This is a genomic window from Croceitalea sp. P059 (assembly GCF_031846365.1).
Lineage (GTDB): Bacteria > Bacteroidota > Bacteroidia > Flavobacteriales > Flavobacteriaceae > Croceitalea > Croceitalea vernalis.
This window is the reverse complement of the sequence record NZ_JAVRHW010000001.1, coordinates 1,063,163-1,080,990: the sequence shown is the minus strand read 5'-3', so window position 1 is coordinate 1,080,990 and position 17,828 is coordinate 1,063,163. Positions and strand designations below refer to the sequence as shown.

The 17,828-nt window shown below is 34.2% G+C and carries 17 protein-coding genes and 1 tRNA gene; 6 read left to right on the top strand and 12 right to left on the bottom strand.

Going from position 1 to position 17,828, the window contains the following annotated elements; all coding sequences use genetic code 11:
* Positions 1-27: 27 nt before the first annotated feature.
* The 5 genes from frr (at position 28) to RM542_RS04900 (ending at position 6,650) form a co-directional block, all read left to right on the top strand.
* Positions 28-582, top strand: a complete 555-nt coding sequence (frr, locus tag RM542_RS04920; RefSeq protein WP_311384599.1) for a ribosome recycling factor — start codon at positions 28-30, stop codon at positions 580-582.
* Positions 583-652: 70 nt separating this feature from the next.
* The gene (locus tag RM542_RS04915) at positions 653-3,049 is read left to right on the top strand and encodes an efflux RND transporter permease subunit (protein ID WP_311384598.1); all 2,397 of its coding nucleotides are present in this window, start codon (positions 653-655) and stop codon (positions 3,047-3,049) included.
* A gap of 65 nt (positions 3,050-3,114) precedes the next feature.
* Positions 3,115-4,548 carry an asparagine--tRNA ligase gene (asnS, locus tag RM542_RS04910; protein WP_311384895.1) on the top strand — a complete coding sequence of 478 codons (1,434 nt, stop codon included), beginning with the start codon at positions 3,115-3,117 and terminating at the stop codon, positions 4,546-4,548.
* Positions 4,549-4,587: 39 nt separating this feature from the next.
* Complete coding sequence (gene rpoN / locus RM542_RS04905; RefSeq protein WP_311384597.1) at positions 4,588-6,045, top strand: RNA polymerase factor sigma-54; 1,458 nt, start codon at positions 4,588-4,590, stop codon at positions 6,043-6,045.
* Positions 6,045-6,650: a hypothetical protein gene (locus RM542_RS04900; RefSeq protein WP_311384596.1), complete on the top strand. Its 606-nt coding sequence runs from the start codon at positions 6,045-6,047 to the stop codon at positions 6,648-6,650. The genes rpoN and RM542_RS04900 overlap by 1 nt, the downstream gene beginning before the upstream one ends.
* Here RM542_RS04900 and RM542_RS04895 read toward each other — a convergent pair.
* From RM542_RS04895 to RM542_RS04850, 10 genes are all read right to left on the bottom strand, one after another.
* Positions 6,645-7,346 (bottom strand): porin family protein, encoded by a 702-nt coding sequence (locus tag RM542_RS04895; RefSeq protein ID WP_311384595.1) that lies wholly within the window; start codon positions 7,344-7,346, stop codon positions 6,645-6,647. The two genes, RM542_RS04900 and RM542_RS04895, sit on opposite strands and share 6 nt — an antisense overlap.
* Positions 7,347-7,408: 62 nt before the next feature.
* The gene (locus RM542_RS04890) at positions 7,409-7,882 is read right to left on the bottom strand and encodes a biopolymer transporter ExbD (RefSeq protein WP_311384594.1); all 474 of its coding nucleotides are present in this window, start codon (positions 7,880-7,882) and stop codon (positions 7,409-7,411) included.
* An 8-nt stretch (positions 7,883-7,890) separates the two neighbouring features.
* Positions 7,891-8,508: a biopolymer transporter ExbD gene (locus RM542_RS04885; protein ID WP_311384593.1), complete on the bottom strand. Its 618-nt coding sequence runs from the start codon at positions 8,506-8,508 to the stop codon at positions 7,891-7,893.
* Positions 8,509-8,793: 285 nt separating this feature from the next.
* A complete protein-coding gene (locus RM542_RS04880) occupies positions 8,794-9,276 on the bottom strand; it encodes a biopolymer transporter ExbD (protein ID WP_311384592.1) in 483 nt (160 codons plus the stop codon).
* A gap of 14 nt (positions 9,277-9,290) precedes the next feature.
* A complete protein-coding gene (locus tag RM542_RS04875) occupies positions 9,291-9,896 on the bottom strand; it encodes a biopolymer transporter ExbD (protein WP_311384591.1) in 606 nt (201 codons plus the stop codon).
* A gap of 11 nt (positions 9,897-9,907) precedes the next feature.
* A complete protein-coding gene (locus tag RM542_RS04870) occupies positions 9,908-10,351 on the bottom strand; it encodes a hypothetical protein (RefSeq protein WP_311384590.1) in 444 nt (147 codons plus the stop codon).
* A gap of 26 nt (positions 10,352-10,377) precedes the next feature.
* On the bottom strand, positions 10,378-11,106 hold the full coding sequence (locus tag RM542_RS04865) for a MotA/TolQ/ExbB proton channel family protein (protein WP_311384589.1): 729 nt from the start codon (positions 11,104-11,106) through the stop codon (positions 10,378-10,380).
* 78 nt (positions 11,107-11,184) lie between these two features.
* A tRNA-Ser gene (locus tag RM542_RS04860) sits at positions 11,185-11,272 on the bottom strand.
* Positions 11,273-11,339: 67 nt separating this feature from the next.
* Positions 11,340-12,371 carry an asparaginase gene (locus RM542_RS04855; RefSeq protein ID WP_311384588.1) on the bottom strand — a complete coding sequence of 344 codons (1,032 nt, stop codon included), beginning with the start codon at positions 12,369-12,371 and terminating at the stop codon, positions 11,340-11,342.
* 9 nt (positions 12,372-12,380) lie between these two features.
* The gene (locus tag RM542_RS04850; protein WP_311384587.1) at positions 12,381-13,148 is read right to left on the bottom strand and encodes a TatD family hydrolase; all 768 of its coding nucleotides are present in this window, start codon (positions 13,146-13,148) and stop codon (positions 12,381-12,383) included.
* Positions 13,149-13,219: 71 nt separating this feature from the next.
* Between RM542_RS04850 and RM542_RS04845 the strand changes: the two genes are divergently transcribed.
* Positions 13,220-13,657 (top strand): retropepsin-like aspartic protease, encoded by a 438-nt coding sequence (locus RM542_RS04845; protein ID WP_311384586.1) that lies wholly within the window; start codon positions 13,220-13,222, stop codon positions 13,655-13,657.
* 48 nt (positions 13,658-13,705) lie between these two features.
* Here RM542_RS04845 and odhB read toward each other — a convergent pair whose 3' ends face one another.
* Positions 13,706-14,923: a 2-oxoglutarate dehydrogenase complex dihydrolipoyllysine-residue succinyltransferase gene (odhB, locus tag RM542_RS04840; protein ID WP_311384585.1), complete on the bottom strand. Its 1,218-nt coding sequence runs from the start codon at positions 14,921-14,923 to the stop codon at positions 13,706-13,708.
* A 30-nt stretch (positions 14,924-14,953) separates the two neighbouring features.
* Positions 14,954-17,746: a 2-oxoglutarate dehydrogenase E1 component gene (locus RM542_RS04835; RefSeq protein ID WP_311384584.1), complete on the bottom strand. Its 2,793-nt coding sequence runs from the start codon at positions 17,744-17,746 to the stop codon at positions 14,954-14,956.
* Positions 17,747-17,828: the final 82 nt, after the last annotated feature.

Genomic DNA, 17,828 nt, shown 5'->3' with positions numbered 1-17,828 from the left:
TGATTTTAAAATTGAAATTTTACAATTATGAATGAAGAAGTAACATTTGTACTTGATACAACTAAAGAAGGCATGGACGGTGCGATGTCGCATCTAGAAAAAGCTTTCATTAAGATTAGAGCTGGCAAAGCCAGTCCGATGATGTTATCTACGGTAAAAGTGGAATACTATGGATCCCCTACTCCATTATCTCAAGTTGCAAATGTAAATACGCCAGATGCAAGAACGATATCTGTGCAACCTTGGGAGAAAAGTATTCTTCAAGATATTGAAAGTGCCATTATGAACGCTAATATTGGTTTTAATCCAATGAATAATGGAGAAATGATTATCATCAACGTTCCGCCCTTAACAGAAGAACGTCGTCGAGATTTGGTAAAACAAGCGAAAGCAGAAGCTGAAGATGCTAAGGTGAGTATTCGCAGTGCTAGGCAAGAAGCAAACAAGGAACTTAAAAAATTAGAGATTTCTGAAGATGTTTTAGCTAATGCCGAAGTTGATGTGCAAGAATTAACAGACAAATACATTAAAAAAGTTGATGCCGTTTTTGATGTTAAAGAAGTTGAGATAATGAAAGTGTAACTTGTTTTACGCGGTTATTGTTTAGGTACACAACTAATCATTTTCTACCTTTGTTGGTAAGAACACTAAAATGTTAAAAGAGCTTTTTCAAGGTTTTTGGGCTGCACTTGCTCGAATTATACTTAGAAACCGAATATTAATACTCCTTTTAATTGTAGCTGTAACAGTTTTCCTAGGTTTTCAATGGAAACATATGCGCTTTTCAAATACCGAAGCCAATGTTTTACCGGATGATCATCCAGAAACAGTGCAATACAATGCCTTTGTTGATTTATTCGGTCAAGAAGACAATGCTATAGTCTTAGCGGTTAGAGATAGTTTACTCTTTTTACCTGATAACTTTAATAGATGGAATAAGCTAAGTAAACAATTTCAAGCTGTCCCAGAAATTGACTTTGTTGTATCAACTGACAATCTTCAAGAACTTGTCAAAGACAACGAAAAACAAGAGTTTATTCTACAACCTCTAATAAAATCAGTCCCTGATACCAAAGAGAAGGTCGCTGAAATCAAAAATCATTTATTTGAAAACATGCCTTTTTATGAAAATTTAATTTTTAATAAAAAGAGTGGTACTGTTCGCACTGTAATATATCTTGATAAAGATATATTGAATACTTCCGTTCGGAATGAATTTATTCTAAATGACCTAGAAACATTAGTAAAAAACTTTGAAGAAGAAACTAGTTTAGATGTTCGAGTTTCCGGAATGCCTTATATTAAAACTTGGAACAATAAAATTATAACAAGTGAAATTGGAAAATTTATACTAGCTGCTCTAGCGGTTACCTCAATTATTTTCTTCTTTTTCTTTAGAAGTTTTAGAGCTACCTTAATTTCAATGTGTGTTGTTATAATAGGTGTTATGTGGGCATTTGGTGTTTTAGGGTTATTTCAATACGAAATAACTATTCTTACAGCTCTTATTCCCCCTTTGATTATCGTAATTGGAATACCTAATTGTATTTTCTTAATTAATAAGTATCAACAAGAGGTAAAAAAACATGGCAACCAAGCATTGTCTTTACAACGCGTAATTTCAAAAGTCGGCAACGCTACTTTAATGACTAATTGTACAACGGCATTAGGTTTTGCAACTTTTATTATTCTAGATAGCGACCTTCTAAAAGAATTCGGAATTGTTGCTTCTATTAACATTCTAAGTATTTTTCTTTTATCACTATTAATAATCCCTATTGTTTATAGCTTTATGGCTATTCCAAAAGACAAGCATTTAAAGCACTTGAGAAAGAAGTGGGTAGATCGTTTTGTAAGTTGGATGGAGCATTTGGTACGAAATCATAGAATAGCAGTTTATATTACTTCAATATTAGTTTTAGTTACCAGTATCATAGGAATATATCAAATTCAAATTACTGGTAGTCGAATAGAAGATTTACCCAAGGATGCCAAATTTTTTAAAGATATCCGCTTTTTTGAAGAAGAATTTGATGGCATAATGCCCGTTGAGGTAGTTGTCGATACCAAACAAAAAAATGGTGTACTAAAACCAGCTACGCTAAGAAGAATCAATCAATTATCGGATGAAATTGATGAAACACCAGAGTTATCAAAGCCAGTATCGATTGTAAACTTAGTAAAATACTCTAAGCAGGCTTTTTATAATGGTATTCCAAAATATTATCAATTACCAACTTCGCAAGAGAATACCTTTATAATGAATGTTGCTCGTAAGTCTTCAGAGAACGGGAATCTTTTAGAAAGTTTTGTTGATAGCACAGGGCAAACCGCAAGAATGACCACCTTCATGCGCGATGTGAAAACAACGCGAATGGAAGAAATTGAAGAAGACCTTATTGAGTCAATTGATAAGATTTTTCCAGCAGAACGCTATAACGTTTACATGACAGGGAAGGCTCTATTGTTTTTAAAGGGAACAAAATACCTAACCAAAAACCTTTTGTTATCCCTGGCATTTGCTATTGGGTTAATTTCAATTTTTATGGCTTATTTGTTTAGGTCGTTCAGAATGATCATTATATCCTTGGTGCCAAATTTACTACCCCTAGTTATTACGGCAGGTTTAATGGGGTTTTTAGGGGTACCTATAAAACCATCTACAATACTTGTATTCAGTATTGCTTTTGGTATTTCCGTTGACGATACTATTCATTTTCTTGCTAAATATCGTCAAGAATTAATGGCTAACAAATGGCAAATCAAGAAATCTGTTTATAATGCACTTCGAGAAACAGGAGTAAGTATGTTCTACACTTCAATAGTTTTATTCTTTGGTTTTTCTGTTTTTATCATTTCCAGTTTTGGTGGCACGAAAGCGTTGGGTGGTTTAGTTTCAGCTACATTACTCTTTGCAATGCTTGCAAATCTAATTTTATTACCCTCATTATTATTGTCTTTAGAACGCAGTATCGCCAACAAAACGGTGCTTAAAAAACCTCAGATAGATATCTTACCGAAAGATGACGAAAAAGCCCATGGGAAATAGGGTTTTGATAACCCAATTTTTTTTACAAAAACCTATCTTTGAAACTTAATTTAGACGATACAATAATGGAGCGTATTTCCGTGAAAAAATTATTGGGCACAGCACCAATACATCAAGAAGTTGAAGTAAATGGTTGGGTTAAAACTTTTAGAAGCAATAGATTTATTGCCTTAAATGACGGTTCTACCATAAATAACATTCAATGCGTTATTGATTTTGAAAAGTTCGATGAAGCTATTATAAAATCAATCTCAACGGGAGCTGCTATCAAGATTAAAGGGAATTTAGTAGAAAGTCAAGGGCGCGGTCAAAGTGTTGAAATTCAAGTTTCTGAATTTCAAATCCACGGAACAGCTGATGCAGATACCTACCCTATTCAGCCTAAAAAACACTCTTTGGAATTCTTGAGAGAGAAGGCGCATTTGCGTGTGCGAACTAACACTTTTTCAGCTGTAATGCGTTTACGTTCTGCCTTATCCTATGCAGTTCATACTTATTTTCAAAAAAATGGATTCTATTATTTTCACGCTCCTATTATAACAGGTTCTGATGCTGAAGGAGCAGGAGAAATGTTTAGAGTTACCGCTTTAGATCCTAAAAATCCTCCATTAAATGAGAATGGTGATGTAAATTATAAAGAAGATTTTTTTGGTAAGGAAACCAACTTAACGGTTTCGGGGCAGCTAGAGGCAGAAGCATACGCTATGGCACTTGGTAAAGTTTATACTTTTGGACCCACTTTTAGAGCTGAAAATTCAAATACTTCGAGGCATTTAGCCGAATTCTGGATGATTGAACCCGAAATGGCTTTTCATGATCTTAATGATAACATGGATTTAGCCGAAGACTTTATCAAATGGGTAATAAAGTACATTCTTGAAAACTGCGGGGATGATCTACAATTTTTGGAGAAAAGATTACTTGATGAAGAAAAATCCAAACCACAAGCAGAAAGAAGTGAATTACCATTAATTGAAAAACTGAAGTTTGTAGCTGATAACAATTTCAAAAGAGTTTCTTATACTGAGGCGATTGATATTCTACGAAACTCCAAACCCAACAAAAAGAAAAAATTTGAATATATTATAGAAGAATGGGGTGCTGATTTGCAAAGTGAGCATGAGCGTTATTTAGTTGAAAAACACTTTAAATGCCCTGTTATTCTTTTTGATTATCCAGCAAATATCAAAGCGTTTTACATGAGGCTCAATGAAGACGGTAAAACTGTACGTGCAATGGATGTCCTTTTTCCGGGCATTGGTGAAATAGTAGGCGGTTCTCAGCGTGAAGAACGCCTAGAAGTTTTACAACAGAAAATGGCTGACTTAGGTATTGATGAAGAAGAACTATGGTGGTATTTAGATCTTCGTAAGTTTGGAACAGCTGTTCATAGTGGATTTGGCCTTGGGTTTGAGCGATTAGTCCAATTTGCTACAGGCATGGGAAATATAAGAGATGTCATTCCATTTCCAAGAACACCTCAGAACGCAGCTTTTTAAATTGATTTCTTTAACTTTAAGGTTAAGCAATAAACCTATATGCTAAAGCAGCACCTACAATTTAAACTTTCTCAAAAACTGTCTCCTCAGCAAATTCAGCTGATGAAGTTGATTCAACTGCCTACCCAAGCTTTTGAACAACGATTAAAACAAGAATTAGAAGAAAACCCGGCCTTAGAAAGTGGGAAAGAAGAGAATGAGACTTTAGATGACCCATATGAAGATACTTTTGACGATCTAGGTGATACTGAAAGTATATCCACCGATGATATTAATATAGATGATTATTTAAGTGATGACGAAGTGCCTGATTACCGAACTCAGGTGAATAATTATAGTGTAGACGACGATGAGAAAAGTGTACCATATGCAGCAGGTATCTCATTTAATCAATACTTAATAAATCAGTTAAATACAGTATATCTAAGTGATGAAGAATGGGCTATTGCTGAATTTTTGGTTGGTAGTGTAGACGAAAGTGGCTACATAAGAAGACCATTGACTGATATCATGGACGATTTAGCGTTTACACAAAATATATATACTGAGGAACCCCGTATTGAAAAGGTTCTAAAAATAGTACAGACCCTTGATCCACCTGGTGTTGCAGCCCGAACTTTAGATGAATGTCTAATCATACAATTACAAAGAAAAGAGACCAGTCCATCGGTTGAATTAGCAACATCAATTTTAAAAAAGTCTTTTGATCAGTTTACTAAAAAACATTACAAGAAATTAATCTTAAAGCATAGTATTACTGAAGATGAACTTAAGGACGCCATTAACGAAATAGAAAAATTAAATCCAAAACCAGGAGGCTCTTACTCCGGTAATACTAGAATGATTGAACATGTTGTTCCTGATTTTTCTATAAAGATTTTAGAAGGTGAATTAGAACTTACCCTAAATGGCCGAAACGCTCCTGAATTGCACGTATCAAAAGACTATAACAACATGCTTCAGGGTTATAAGGACTCAAAGGATAAGTCCAAATCACAAAAGGACACGGTAATGTTTATTAAACAAAAATTAGATGCAGCTAAATGGTTTATTGACGCAATTAAGCAAAGGCAGCAAACTTTATTTGTTACGATGAACTCAATTATGAGATATCAAAAAGAATACTTTTTAACGGGCGATGAGCGTAAGCTACGCCCAATGATTCTCAAAGATATTGCAGACCAAATTAATATGGATGTTTCAACAGTATCTAGGGTTGCTAATAGCAAATATGTGGATACCCCTTATGGTACCAAATTAATTAAAGAGTTCTTTTCTGAGTCTATGAAAAATGAACAAGGTGAAGACGTTTCTACCAGAGAAATAAAAAAAATACTTGAAACTGTTATCGGTGAAGAAGAAAAGAAAAAACCCCTTACCGATGATAAGCTAGCAAAAATTTTAAAAGAAAAAGGCTACCCCATTGCTCGTAGAACAGTTGCAAAGTATAGAGAACAGCTAAGCATACCTGTGGCTAGACTCAGAAAACAAATCTGATGAAAGTTCTTTTAAAATCATTCTCTTATGTATTCCACCCTTTATTTATTCCTATAGGTGGCACAGTAGCCTACTTTTTAGTTACACCTAAATATAGTTCACTTGAAATACAGAGCGGGAATATTCTACCTATTTTCATTCTAACGGTTATTATACCAATTATCTTTTTCTTTATTCTAAAAAATCTTGGTTTAATAGGCTCCATTTTTGCACCAACTCTTGCCGAACGTAAATATCCATTGTACATCAGTATTATTCTTTATCTAATGATTTTGTATAAGGTAATACCTCAAAACTATATTAATGAGCTGTATTTCTTTTTTGTAGGGCTCGTTATTGCGTCAGTATCAATATTGCTGCTACTCTTTTTAAAAATTAAGGCAAGTATTCATCTTATGGGTATGGGCAGTCTCCTGCTATTTTTGTTTGGTTTAAGCATTCATTTTGAAACTAATATTACATTTGCTATCGCAATTTTTACCATTTGTACAGGATTGGTTGCTACATCAAGACTTTTTATGAATGCCCACTCAAGAGCCGAATTATTAATTGGAATTTTAATTGGTATCTGCTCGCAATTATTTATGCTGAAGTACTGGTTATAAAATGTAAAAAACGACACCAACTCTTAAAGGTCTGAACTTAATGGCTTGATTATCGAGCAAGGCTGAACCCTTTAATAAAGGTGCTAAACTATAATACAAATGAATATTCCAAGTATTGTAACCAAAATTTAGAGTAAGGCCATATTGCCATTGAGAAATATCATTATTAGTAAACTTTAAATTTTCATTTTGACTATTGAATCTGGCGACAGACAATCTTGAAAAAAGATATTCAGCTTTAACTCCGGCATATATACGCCAAAACTTATAATCTTCAGCATTTGAAGTACGCCACCTTAACTCTAAAGGAAAAGCGATGCTATGTGTTTCAAACTTACTTCGGTTAAGACTATCACTTGATACTGATAGTTGATAATTAATGGCTGAATTTATTTCTGTAGCGATAATATTGCTATAATAAGAGTTAGTATCATAACCGATACCTACACCCAAACCAAAGTTTCTTTTTCTATTTATAGGAATGTCTTTAATAAAACCAAAATGAATATTATAAGATAAATTCCTTTGAATTGTTTCGTCAGAAGGAAGGTCAGTTAAAAAATTATAGGCTATTCCTGCGTAAAATTGATCTTCGAGATAACGACTATTATTACCAGCGGATAAGTTCGCTTCTTGCCCAAAAATTGACAAAGCAGAGAAGAAAAAGATTATAAGGAAAAACAAACTTTTACCCATAGACCACAAAGTAAAACAAAAAATACGCTTATGGCATAAAATACTTTTGATTAAAATTTCAATTAAAGATTATTAAAGATATCACCTTGAATGGTTGTATAATTTACTTTAAGCATATTGACTTTTCGCAGTTCTTTTTTAACATCTGTAACTATGCCCATTTCTACAGTTTTATCAACCTTCAAAGAAACCATAGCCACTTTCTTCATTTCTTCAGGCATTTTCGAGACTTCTGATAACACGTAAACGCTTATATCCTCAATGTTACCGAATTTACTACCCAATTGAATTTTAGGTTCAGTTCCAACAAAAAAACCGTCTTGAGTAGATTTACCAATTAGAATTTCAATTACTTCATCTAACTGTAATATTTCTTCTGTTTCATTTGCAATCGGCAAGGTGTTTTCCACTAGTAAGTTGGTGTTTTTCATGGTTGTAACTGTCATAAAAAAAAACAGCAAGATGAAAACAATATCAGGTAAAGATGCCGTAGAAATTGATGGTAGTTGTTTTTTATTCTTTCTATTCTTTATCATAATTCCTTTTAATTATTAAACACTTCGTTTTCTATTATCTTTTGTGGATAAAGCTCTTGGATTTTTTTTATCTGCTTTTTTAAAATAACTTTTCTCTCTAAATGAGTATTTTGATTATGATATTCTTCTTCCATTTGAACATAACCTTGATTGAAAAGTCTTTTAGCTTCTCTATTCCTTAATTCATTATACGCTCCAATCAATTCATTTTGTATCATAATATAAAATCCATATGTAGTCTCTCTTTTATGAGACAAAAAAACAATTGCCTTAATCGGATTATCAGAAGAACTTTTATATCTATTTCCTTTACAGTAAGCACAATAGTCATTTCCATTTATTGTCATACCTCCATTATCTATAAAAGCTTTTGTCAAGTCTCGTAAGCTTGTTATATCCACTACATTATCTTCAACCATTAACTTGTTATCACTATTAATATTTACTCTTAATACATTTCTTTCATTCAATTCAATTTCTGGACCAGGTTCCTTTGGAGGTAGAAGTCTATCGAACCCTTCATCTGTTTTCAATGTTGTAGTGACTAAGAAAAAAATAAGTAGCAAAAAAGCAATGTCAGCCATTGAACCTGCATTCACCTCGGGTATCTCTCTTTTTATTGACATAATTCAATATTTTTTTCTAGTATTATCTTATTGCTTTACAACACAAATAACAATCTTCTAAAAAAATAAAAAAGTAATAATGAGGGAGGACCCCACTTCAATGAGGGATTGGGTCTAAAAGAATTAATTACTAATAAAACAATGAAAAGCTAACAATAGAAAAGAGTAAGCAAATTAATGTAGTCCCTAATAGGAATGCTAATAAATCCAAAAGAATAAAATATAATTATAAAAAAAGCCTTGAATAAAAATTCAAGGCTTTCTAACTAAAATTTAGTTTTTAACTTATTGAAGGTTATTAAAAGCATCTCCTTCAAATGTTGTATAATTCACTTTCAAGGCATTTACCTTTCTGAGTTCTTGTTTAATATCAGATATCAAACCCATATTTGCTTCCTTATCTACTTTCAATGCGGTAGTCAATACATTTTGAAGCTCTTGCGGCTTTTTCGCACGCTCAGCTAATATATATGAACCTACTTCATTAACACTAGCAAACTTATCGTTCAATTGAATTCTGGTTTCCGTACCGTAAACACTTTCATATTCGCGAGTTGGTTTTCCAGCAAACACATAAATCACTCTATCCTTTTTTTCCAGCTTTTTAATTTCAGTAGCATTTGGTAGCGTATTCTCAACCATAATAGAACTGTCCTTCATAACTGTAACAGTCATAAAAAAGAATAATAACATGAAAACAATATCAGGTAAAGAAGCAGTTGAAACCGCAGGTAAATCACCATCTTTTTTCTTAGCAAACTTGCCCATTAAATTCGTTTTAATTAGTTACTTGAAGTTTCTGCTTCAGACAATTTTTGAGGAAACAAATCTTGAATTCTTTTTACTTTATCTTTCAACTCTTCACGAACACTGCTCGGAGTTTCAGGATTTAAATATTCAGATTCCATTGCTACGAAATCACGATTAAATAATCGATTCGCTTCTCGGTTTCTCAAATCATTATATGCACCTACCAATTCATTCTGAACTGTGATGTATGTGGCATACTTTGTTTCTCTATCGTTCTTAAGTGATATAATTGCTTTAGAAGGATTATCAGATGAACTACCATCTCTTTTTCCTTTGCAATAATCACATGAACCATCTCCACCATTATCTAAGAATTCCATAGCAGCCTTACGTAAGTCTTTAATATCCATTAAATTCTCATCAGCTAACAACTGTCCATTCTTATTAATGTTGACAGTAAAAATATTCTTTTGCTTAATAACAACATCAGTATCAGGCGGTTCAATTGGAGGAAGCATTCTATCTAGCCCTGCATCAGTTTCTATGGTAGTAGTTACCAAGAAAAAGATAAGTAGCAAGAAGGCGATATCCGCCATAGAACCCGCATTAACCTCTGGTGCTCCTTTTCTTCTAGGCATAGTTCTTCATTTTATTTACCAATTAATTTTTTAATACCTGGCCAAATCATCAGTAAAACTGCTACAAGAGTCATTCCGAAAAACACATTAAGCATCATTCCAATTGTCTTGACAGTACTGGCTTCAGGTTGTATTTCTTTTCCTTCGAAAACGTCAACAACGGCCTGAGCTTCATCACCACTTGAAAGGGCATAACCTATAATAAAAAGTACAGCTAAACCTCCAATGGCAAATAATGCTTTTTTCAACCCACCAGGTGTAGTCATCATTTTCTTAAGTCCGTAAAACAATGCTAACGCAGTGGCAGCAATCAATAGAATCCATGTTAGTATAAACATTAGATCTATTGAACTACTATCAATTGCCGTTGGATCATCACCGGATGGCATGAAGAAGAAACTCAACGCCGCAGCAATAACACCGATAACAATTAATACAATCTTTAATATTTTCATGATTCGATAGTTTTAAATGTTATCAATTACTTTTTATGGGCAGCCAACATATCAATCAAAGAGATTGATGAGTCTTCCATATCATTTACGATACTATCGATTTTTGCAATAATGTAGTTGTAAAAAATTTGAAGAATAATTGCAGTTATCAAACCAAATACCGTAGTCAATAATGCTACTTGAATATCACCTGCAATAAGTGAAGCACTTAAGTTACCAACTGCTGCAATTTTTTGGAATGCCGCAATCATACCTATTACCGTACCCATGAAACCAAGCATTGGTGCAATTGCAATAAATAAAGATAACCAAGACACATTTTTCTCTAATTGACCCATCTGAACACCACCGTACGAGACAACGGCCTTTTCAGCAGATTCTAGACCTTCGCCTATTCTATCTAAACCTTGGTAAAAAATTGAAGCAACAGGACCTTTTGTATTTCTGCAAACTTCTTTAGCTGCTTCTACGCCACCTGACGCTAATGCATCTTCAACTTGTTGCTTTAATTTTGAAGAATTTGTGCTAGCCATATTAAGGTATATAATACGTTCGATAGCAACTGCAAGACCTAAAATTAAACATAACAATACGATACCCATGAACGCTGGTCCACCTTGGATGAATTGTTCTTTCAAAACTTGGGTAAAACCTTTGCTTGTCTCTTCTGCATCTTGAATCATCGCTGCTGAAGCTGTAGTAGTACCTAAAATAAACATTCCGGCAGTAGCCAGAGTAAAGGATATTTTTTTCATCGTGTTCAAACTTAAAATTAGTTAGTTAATAATGTTAAAGATATAAAAATTTCGCAATTATCAAATTTAAAAAAACAGCAGAGAGGAAGGGATTCGAACCCTCGATACACTTTTGGTGTATACACACTTTCCAGGCGTGCGCCTTCGACCACTCGGCCACCTCTCTATTTTTAAATAGTTAGGCTGCCCAATTAACAAAAAAATAATTAGTTAATAAAATTTAACACGTTAATTTAATCCATTTCTCCGCGCAATGAAGTTTCAAAAACCGTCTTAAATAAGCTACTTGAAATTGTGCTTCCCAAAAGATACATGGCTTTAGTTACCGCTGCCTCGGTTGTAATATCTTTACCATCAATCAATTGTATTTGCGATAGCTTTTTACTAGTCTCATAATGACCCATTATAACACTGCCACCTGAACACTGAGTTACATTAATTATATGAAGGCCATTTTTTATTGCTTTTTCTAACAATTGAATGAACCAATTGGCAGTTGGAGCATTGCCTGCACCATAAGTTTCCAAAATCAAAACTCTCAAATCAGCTGTTTGTAATACGGAGTTGACCAAATTTTCTCCAATTCCAGGAAATAATTTCAATACTGCTACCCTATTATCTAGCTTTTTATGAGCCTTAAGTTTTGATTTATTCTTTGATGGGTTTAATAAATATGGATGATTCACTTTTAAATTAACTCCCGATTCTACTAATGGCGGGTGATTAGGAGAATCAAATGCTTCAAAATGTTCCGCATTTATTTTAGTTGTTCTATTACCACGATACAATTTGTATTCAAAGTATAAACCAACTTCTTGAATGACCGCCCGACCATTTATTTGAAGCGATGCTATTTGTATGGATGTTATTAAATTTTCCTTGGCGTCAGTTCTTAAATCTCCGATTGGCAATTGTGAACCTGTAAAGATTACAGGTTTTGATAAATTTTCTAACATAAAACTTAAAGCAGATGCAGAATAACTCATCGTGTCACTACCGTGAAGAACAACAAATCCGTCTTGACTAGTATAGTTAGATTCAATAATTACTGCTATTTCTTCCCAATACTTTAAATTCATATTAGATGAATCAATGGGAGTATCAAAAGAAATACTTTTAATAATACAATCAAGTTGACTCAATTCTGGAATATGACTCATAAGCTCATCAAAATCAAAAGCTTTTAAAGCACCGGTTTCATAATCTTTGACCATACCTATGGTACCGCCAGTATATATCAGTAAAATTCTAGCTTTATTTTGCATACCTATTGATTATATTCCAAAAACTTCTTTTGAGTTTTCAGTGGTAATTTCTGCTATAACAGAAGAATCAACATTATATATTGATTCTAGTTTATTTAAAACCTCGGTAATATATGCACTTTCATTTCTTTTGCCGCGATAAGGAACTGGTGCCAAATAGGGAGCATCTGTCTCTAAAACAATATGTTTTAAATCAACTTGATTTAAAAACTGGTCAATCTTGCCATTCTTAAAAGTAGCTACTCCACCAATACCAAGTTTCATGTTATAAGAAATAGCTTTATTCGCATGTAAAATTGTACCAGTGAAACAATGAAAAATGCCGAACAAATCATCACCTTTTTCTTGCTCCAATATTTCAAAAATTTCATCAAATGCCTCTCTACAATGTATGACAATAGGAAGCTTGTACTTTTTTGCTAGTTTTATTTGGTGCAAAAAGGCTTCTTGCTGCTGCTTTAAAAATGATTTATCCCAATACAAATCAATTCCAATTTCTCCAATAGCATAAAATTTTCTTTCATCTAGTTGCTCCTCCACATGCTGTAGTTCTTCCAAAAAATTTTCTTTAACATGGGTTGGATGTAAACCCATCATCAAAAAGATATTATCTGGAAAACTTTTTTCTAAATCATACATTGATTGTGTGTAAGTAGAATCAATGGCAGGAATAAAAAACCGTTGAATTCCCAAATCAATTGCTTTTAAAATCACTTCATTTCTATCCTCGTTGAAAGCTTCACTATATAAGTGTGTATGAGTATCTGTTATAATCATGCCGCAAAAATAGGTTTATCTTTATAAACTTACATCTATACAGCACCTTCAAAAAAATATTAAAGTCACATATGAAATCTTTAAAAATATTTCTAAAATCAAAAAAATTTACTCGAATTCCTTTGGTATTGACAGCCACTAATCATTTTGAAGTATCTGCAAAAATCAATGGTATTTCTGGACGATTTATTTTAGATACTGGTGCTTCCAATACATGTATTGGTATTGATAAGATTGCGTTTTTTAATTTAATATCTGAAGCTTCAGAAATTAAGGCTGCTGGTGCTGGTGCGACCGAAATGGAAACCTTAATATCAAATAAAAATAAAGTCCAGCTGGGTAATTGGAAAAAGAAGAAACAAAAAATAGTTCTATTTGATTTGGTTCATGTAAATGAAGCACTTACCGCACACCAGGCTTTACCGGTTGACGGTATAATAGGTGCGGATATCCTCAAAAAAGGAAAAGCCATTATAGATTATGGTAAAAACTACTTGTATTTAAAATAAAAAGACCCTGCAAATACAAGGTCTTTTTAATGTAACATTTGAAAAATATTATAACTCCAATGCCTTTTTTACATCACCATCCATCAACAGCTCTATTGGACTTTCCAAAGCCTCTTTTATTGCAACCAAGAAACCTACAGATTCTTTTCCATCTATAATTCTATGATCATAGGACAATGCCAAATACATCATAGGAGCAGCAACTATTTGACCGTCTTTAACAATAGGACGTTCAATTATATTATGCATGCCTAGAATAGCGCTTTGGGGTGGGTTAATAATTGGTGTTGATAACATAGAACCAAAAACACCTCCGTTAGTAATAGTGAAGGTACCGCCGGTCATTTCATCGACAGTAATTTCACCTTCACGGGCTCTAATTGCCAATCGTTTGACTTCAGATTCTATTCCTCTAAAAGTTAAATTTTCTGCATTTCTAATAACTGGAACCATAAGACCTTTTGGGCCAGAAACTGCAATACTTATATCACAAAAATCATAAGAAAGCATTTCTTTACCATCAATCATAGAATTTACAGCTGGATACATTTCTAATGCTCGAACAACTGCTTTTGTAAAGAAGGACATGAAGCCTAAACTAACCCCAAACTTTTCTTTAAAGATTTCTTTATATTCTTTTCTTAAAGCAAATATTGCTGACATATCCGCCTCATTAAAGGTGGTCAACATTGCTGTCTCGTTCTTGGCAGCGACCAAACGCTCAGCCACTTTTCTGCGAAGCATAGAAAGTTTAGAACGAGATTCTCCTCTATTTCCCCCTGTTGGTGTACCCATTGAAGGCACTGCTTTGACAGCGTCATCTTTCGTTATTCGCCCATCGCGACCTGTTCCAGAAACAGAGGAAGCAGAAATTCCTTTTTCATCTAATATCTTTTTTGCAGCTGGTGAAGGTGTACCAGAAGCATACGTTTCTTTTTTTACTTCCGTGGCTTTCGGAGCAGCCTCTTTTTTAGGCACTTCTTTTACCTCTTCTTTAGGAGCCGGAGTAGCATCACCCTCAGGTTTTTTAGCACTAGTATCTATTAAACAAACTACTTCGCCTACAGCAACAGCATCGCCTTCTTCAGCTTTTAAAGTTATAGTTCCACTTTCTTCAGCAGGAAGTTCTAAAGTTGCCTTATCAGAATCAACCTCAGCAATTGCTTGGTCTTTCTCCACATAATCACCGTCTTGCACCAACCATTCAGCTATTTCAACTTCGGTAATGGACTCTCCCGGCGATGGGACTTTCATTTCTAGAATCATCGTTTCTAACTTTATTTCGAGTTTGTAATTTTATCTAAAATTATCTTTTGTTTTATCAAAGACATATTCAATTACTTGTTCATGTCTTCTTTTAGAACGCACTGCACTACCAGCAGCTGGTGCTCCGTAAAACCTTCTTGAAGCTACTCTAAAAGTTTTGGCTTCTTCAAAATGCATTAATAAGTGACCCCAAGCCCCCATATTTCGCGGTTCTTCTTGCGCCCAAACCACTTCTTCTGCATGTTTATACTTTTTAATAATAGCTCGCATTGCTTTGGCTGGTAAAGGGAATAACTGCTCCACCCTTACCAATGCAATATCATCACGGTCTAAATCTTCTTGTTTTGCCAATAAATCGTAATAAAATTTTCCAGTACAGAAAACTAAAGTTTTTACTTTATTAACCTTGCTATTTTCATCATCTATGAGCTCTTGAAAATTTCCGTTTGCTAATTCTTCTTTGGTAGATAACACTTTTGGGTGACGCAATAGACTTTTGGGAGTAAAAACCACTAATGGTTTTCTAAATTCCGCTTTTAATTGACGACGCAACAAATGAAACATATTAGCTGGTGTGGTGACATCCGCAACATACATATTATCCTTAGCACATAATTGTAAATAACGTTCCATTCTTGCCGAAGAATGTTCAGCACCTTGACCTTCGTATCCATGCGGTAATAATAATACCAAACCGTTTTGCAGTTTCCATTTATCTTCTGCTGATGACAAATACTGATCTATAACGATTTGAGCTCCATTACTAAAGTCACCAAATTGTGCTTCCCAAATTGTTAACGTACCTGGGCTTGCCATGGCATAGCCGTAGTCAAAAGCCATTACAGCGTACTCTGATAATAAGGAATTATAAATATGAAATTTACCGTTTTGTAATTCTCCAAGTTCATTTAATAGAATTACTTCTTCTTCATGCATTTCAGTCTTTATCACTGCATGTCGATGCGAAAAAGTACCTCGTTCAACATCTTGACCAGTCATTCTCACATCGTATCCTTCTTCAATAAGTGACCCGTATGCCAATAGTTCTCCCATTGCCCAGTCTAATTGGTTATCTTCAAAGTACATCTTATGACGCCCTTTAACCAAGCGCTCTAGCTTGCGCAAGAACTTTTTGCCTTCAGGCAGTTTAGTGATACCTGTAGCAATCTTATCTAATTTTTTTAAATCATAACTAGTGTCAATAGGCTTCAACATCGCGTCTTCAGTTTTTTGCTGAAAACCTTCCCATTCATCATTCATAAATGGGGTAATACGTGTCTTTTCTATTTTTCTAGAATCCATCAAATCTTCTTCCAGATTCTTTTTGTATTCCACTTCAAGTTCTTTCACGTAACCCTTTTCAATAATACCTTGATCAATTAATTTTTGAGCATAAATATCTCTTGGGTTTGAGTGCTTTGAGATTGATTTATATAATAACGGTTGTGTGAATTTTGGCTCATCACCTTCATTATGTCCATACTTTCGATAACCCAGTAAATCTAAAAACACATCACGTTTAAATCGCATCCGATATTCCAACGCAAACGTTGCAGCATGAACTACAGCCTCGGCATCATCAGCATTTACGTGCAAAACCGGTGAAAGTGTTACCTTGCCCACATCAGTGCAATAAGTAGACGATCTAGCATCTAGATAGTTAGTAGTAAAACCTATTTGATTATTCACTACAATATGAATGGTACCTCCGGTATGATAACCATCTAACCTAGCCATTTGAATAATTTCATAAGCAACGCCCTGGCCAGCAAATGCTGCATCACCATGAACTAAAATTGGCAAAACCTCCGACTCATTTTCTGGATGGCTATTATCTTGTTTTGCACGAGCAATTCCTTCTACTATTCCATTAACAGTTTCTAGGTGCGATGGATTAGGTGCAATATTCATATTAACCATTTTACCCGAATCAGTTTCGCGCATTGAGGTCCAACCCATATGATATTTTACATCACCATCAAAAATTGCTTCTTCGTAATCTTTACCATCGAACTCACTAAAAATGTCTTTTGGTGATTTACCAAAAATATTAGTTAAGACACTTAATCGACCCCGGTGAGCCATTCCCATTACAAATTGCTTAACCCCTGCGTCTGCAGCCTTTTCAATAATAACATCAAGGGCAGGTATTAAAGATTCTCCCCCTTCTAAGGAGAACCTTTTTTGTCCAACATACTTCGTATGTAAGAAACTTTCAAATGAAACGGCTTCATTTAGTTTTCTTAGAATATTCTTCTTTTCATCAGCTGAAAAATTCGGGTGATTATCATTATTATTCAGCCAATCTTGTATCCATTGAATACGATCAGGTGTTCGAATATACATGTATTCGACTCCTATCGCATCACAATAAATTTTTTCTAAATGATTGATAATATCGCGTAAAGAACTTTGCCCAATCCCAATGATATTTCCAGCATCGAACTTGGTGTCTAAATCGCTTTGTGCTAAACCAAAGTTCTCCAGCTCCAAAGTTGGATTATACTGTCTTCTTTCTCTAACTGGGTTGGTTTGAGTAAATAAATGACCTCTTGATCGATAGCCATTAATCAAACGAACGACCTGAAATTCTTTTTGAAGTGACTCGGGAATGGCTATTTGTTGCCCATTGGCCAACATACTGCCTTCACCTGCCAAAATATCAATATCTAGTTCTTCAAGAGAACTCTCCAGTCCGAAATCAAAACCTTGAAAAAAAGCACGCCAACTGGGCTCAATACTATCAGGGCTTTTTGTGTATTTCTCGTATAATTCCGCGAAAAAAGCGGTATGTGCAGCGTTTAAAAAGGAATATCTATCCATTGTAGTGCATTACCAAAAGGTGCAACAAAATTTAACCAAAAATACAACAAATCGCATTTACCACCGTAAATTGTGTGGTAAA

Excerpts from the sequence above, each read along its gene's own strand:
- frr (WP_311384599.1), top strand. The coding sequence starts at position 28 with ATGAATGAAGAAGTAACATTTGTACTTGATACAACTAAAGAAGGCATG.
- RM542_RS04915 (WP_311384598.1), top strand. The coding sequence starts at position 653 with ATGTTAAAAGAGCTTTTTCAAGGTTTTTGGGCTGCACTTGCTCGAATT.
- asnS (WP_311384895.1), top strand. The coding sequence starts at position 3,115 with ATGGAGCGTATTTCCGTGAAAAAATTATTGGGCACAGCACCAATACAT.
- rpoN (WP_311384597.1), top strand. The coding sequence starts at position 4,588 with ATGCTAAAGCAGCACCTACAATTTAAACTTTCTCAAAAACTGTCTCCT.
- RM542_RS04900 (WP_311384596.1), top strand. The coding sequence starts at position 6,045 with ATGAAAGTTCTTTTAAAATCATTCTCTTATGTATTCCACCCTTTATTT.
- RM542_RS04895 (WP_311384595.1), bottom strand. The coding sequence starts at position 7,346 with ATGGGTAAAAGTTTGTTTTTCCTTATAATCTTTTTCTTCTCTGCTTTG.
- RM542_RS04890 (WP_311384594.1), bottom strand. The coding sequence starts at position 7,882 with ATGATAAAGAATAGAAAGAATAAAAAACAACTACCATCAATTTCTACG.
- RM542_RS04885 (WP_311384593.1), bottom strand. The coding sequence starts at position 8,508 with ATGTCAATAAAAAGAGAGATACCCGAGGTGAATGCAGGTTCAATGGCT.
- RM542_RS04880 (WP_311384592.1), bottom strand. The coding sequence starts at position 9,276 with ATGGGCAAGTTTGCTAAGAAAAAAGATGGTGATTTACCTGCGGTTTCA.
- RM542_RS04875 (WP_311384591.1), bottom strand. The coding sequence starts at position 9,896 with ATGCCTAGAAGAAAAGGAGCACCAGAGGTTAATGCGGGTTCTATGGCG.
- RM542_RS04870 (WP_311384590.1), bottom strand. The coding sequence starts at position 10,351 with ATGAAAATATTAAAGATTGTATTAATTGTTATCGGTGTTATTGCTGCG.
- RM542_RS04865 (WP_311384589.1), bottom strand. The coding sequence starts at position 11,106 with ATGAAAAAAATATCCTTTACTCTGGCTACTGCCGGAATGTTTATTTTA.
- RM542_RS04855 (WP_311384588.1), bottom strand. The coding sequence starts at position 12,371 with ATGCAAAATAAAGCTAGAATTTTACTGATATATACTGGCGGTACCATA.
- RM542_RS04850 (WP_311384587.1), bottom strand. The coding sequence starts at position 13,148 with ATGATTATAACAGATACTCATACACACTTATATAGTGAAGCTTTCAAC.
- RM542_RS04845 (WP_311384586.1), top strand. The coding sequence starts at position 13,220 with ATGAAATCTTTAAAAATATTTCTAAAATCAAAAAAATTTACTCGAATT.
- odhB (WP_311384585.1), bottom strand. The coding sequence starts at position 14,923 with ATGATTCTAGAAATGAAAGTCCCATCGCCGGGAGAGTCCATTACCGAA.
- RM542_RS04835 (WP_311384584.1), bottom strand. The coding sequence starts at position 17,746 with ATGGATAGATATTCCTTTTTAAACGCTGCACATACCGCTTTTTTCGCG.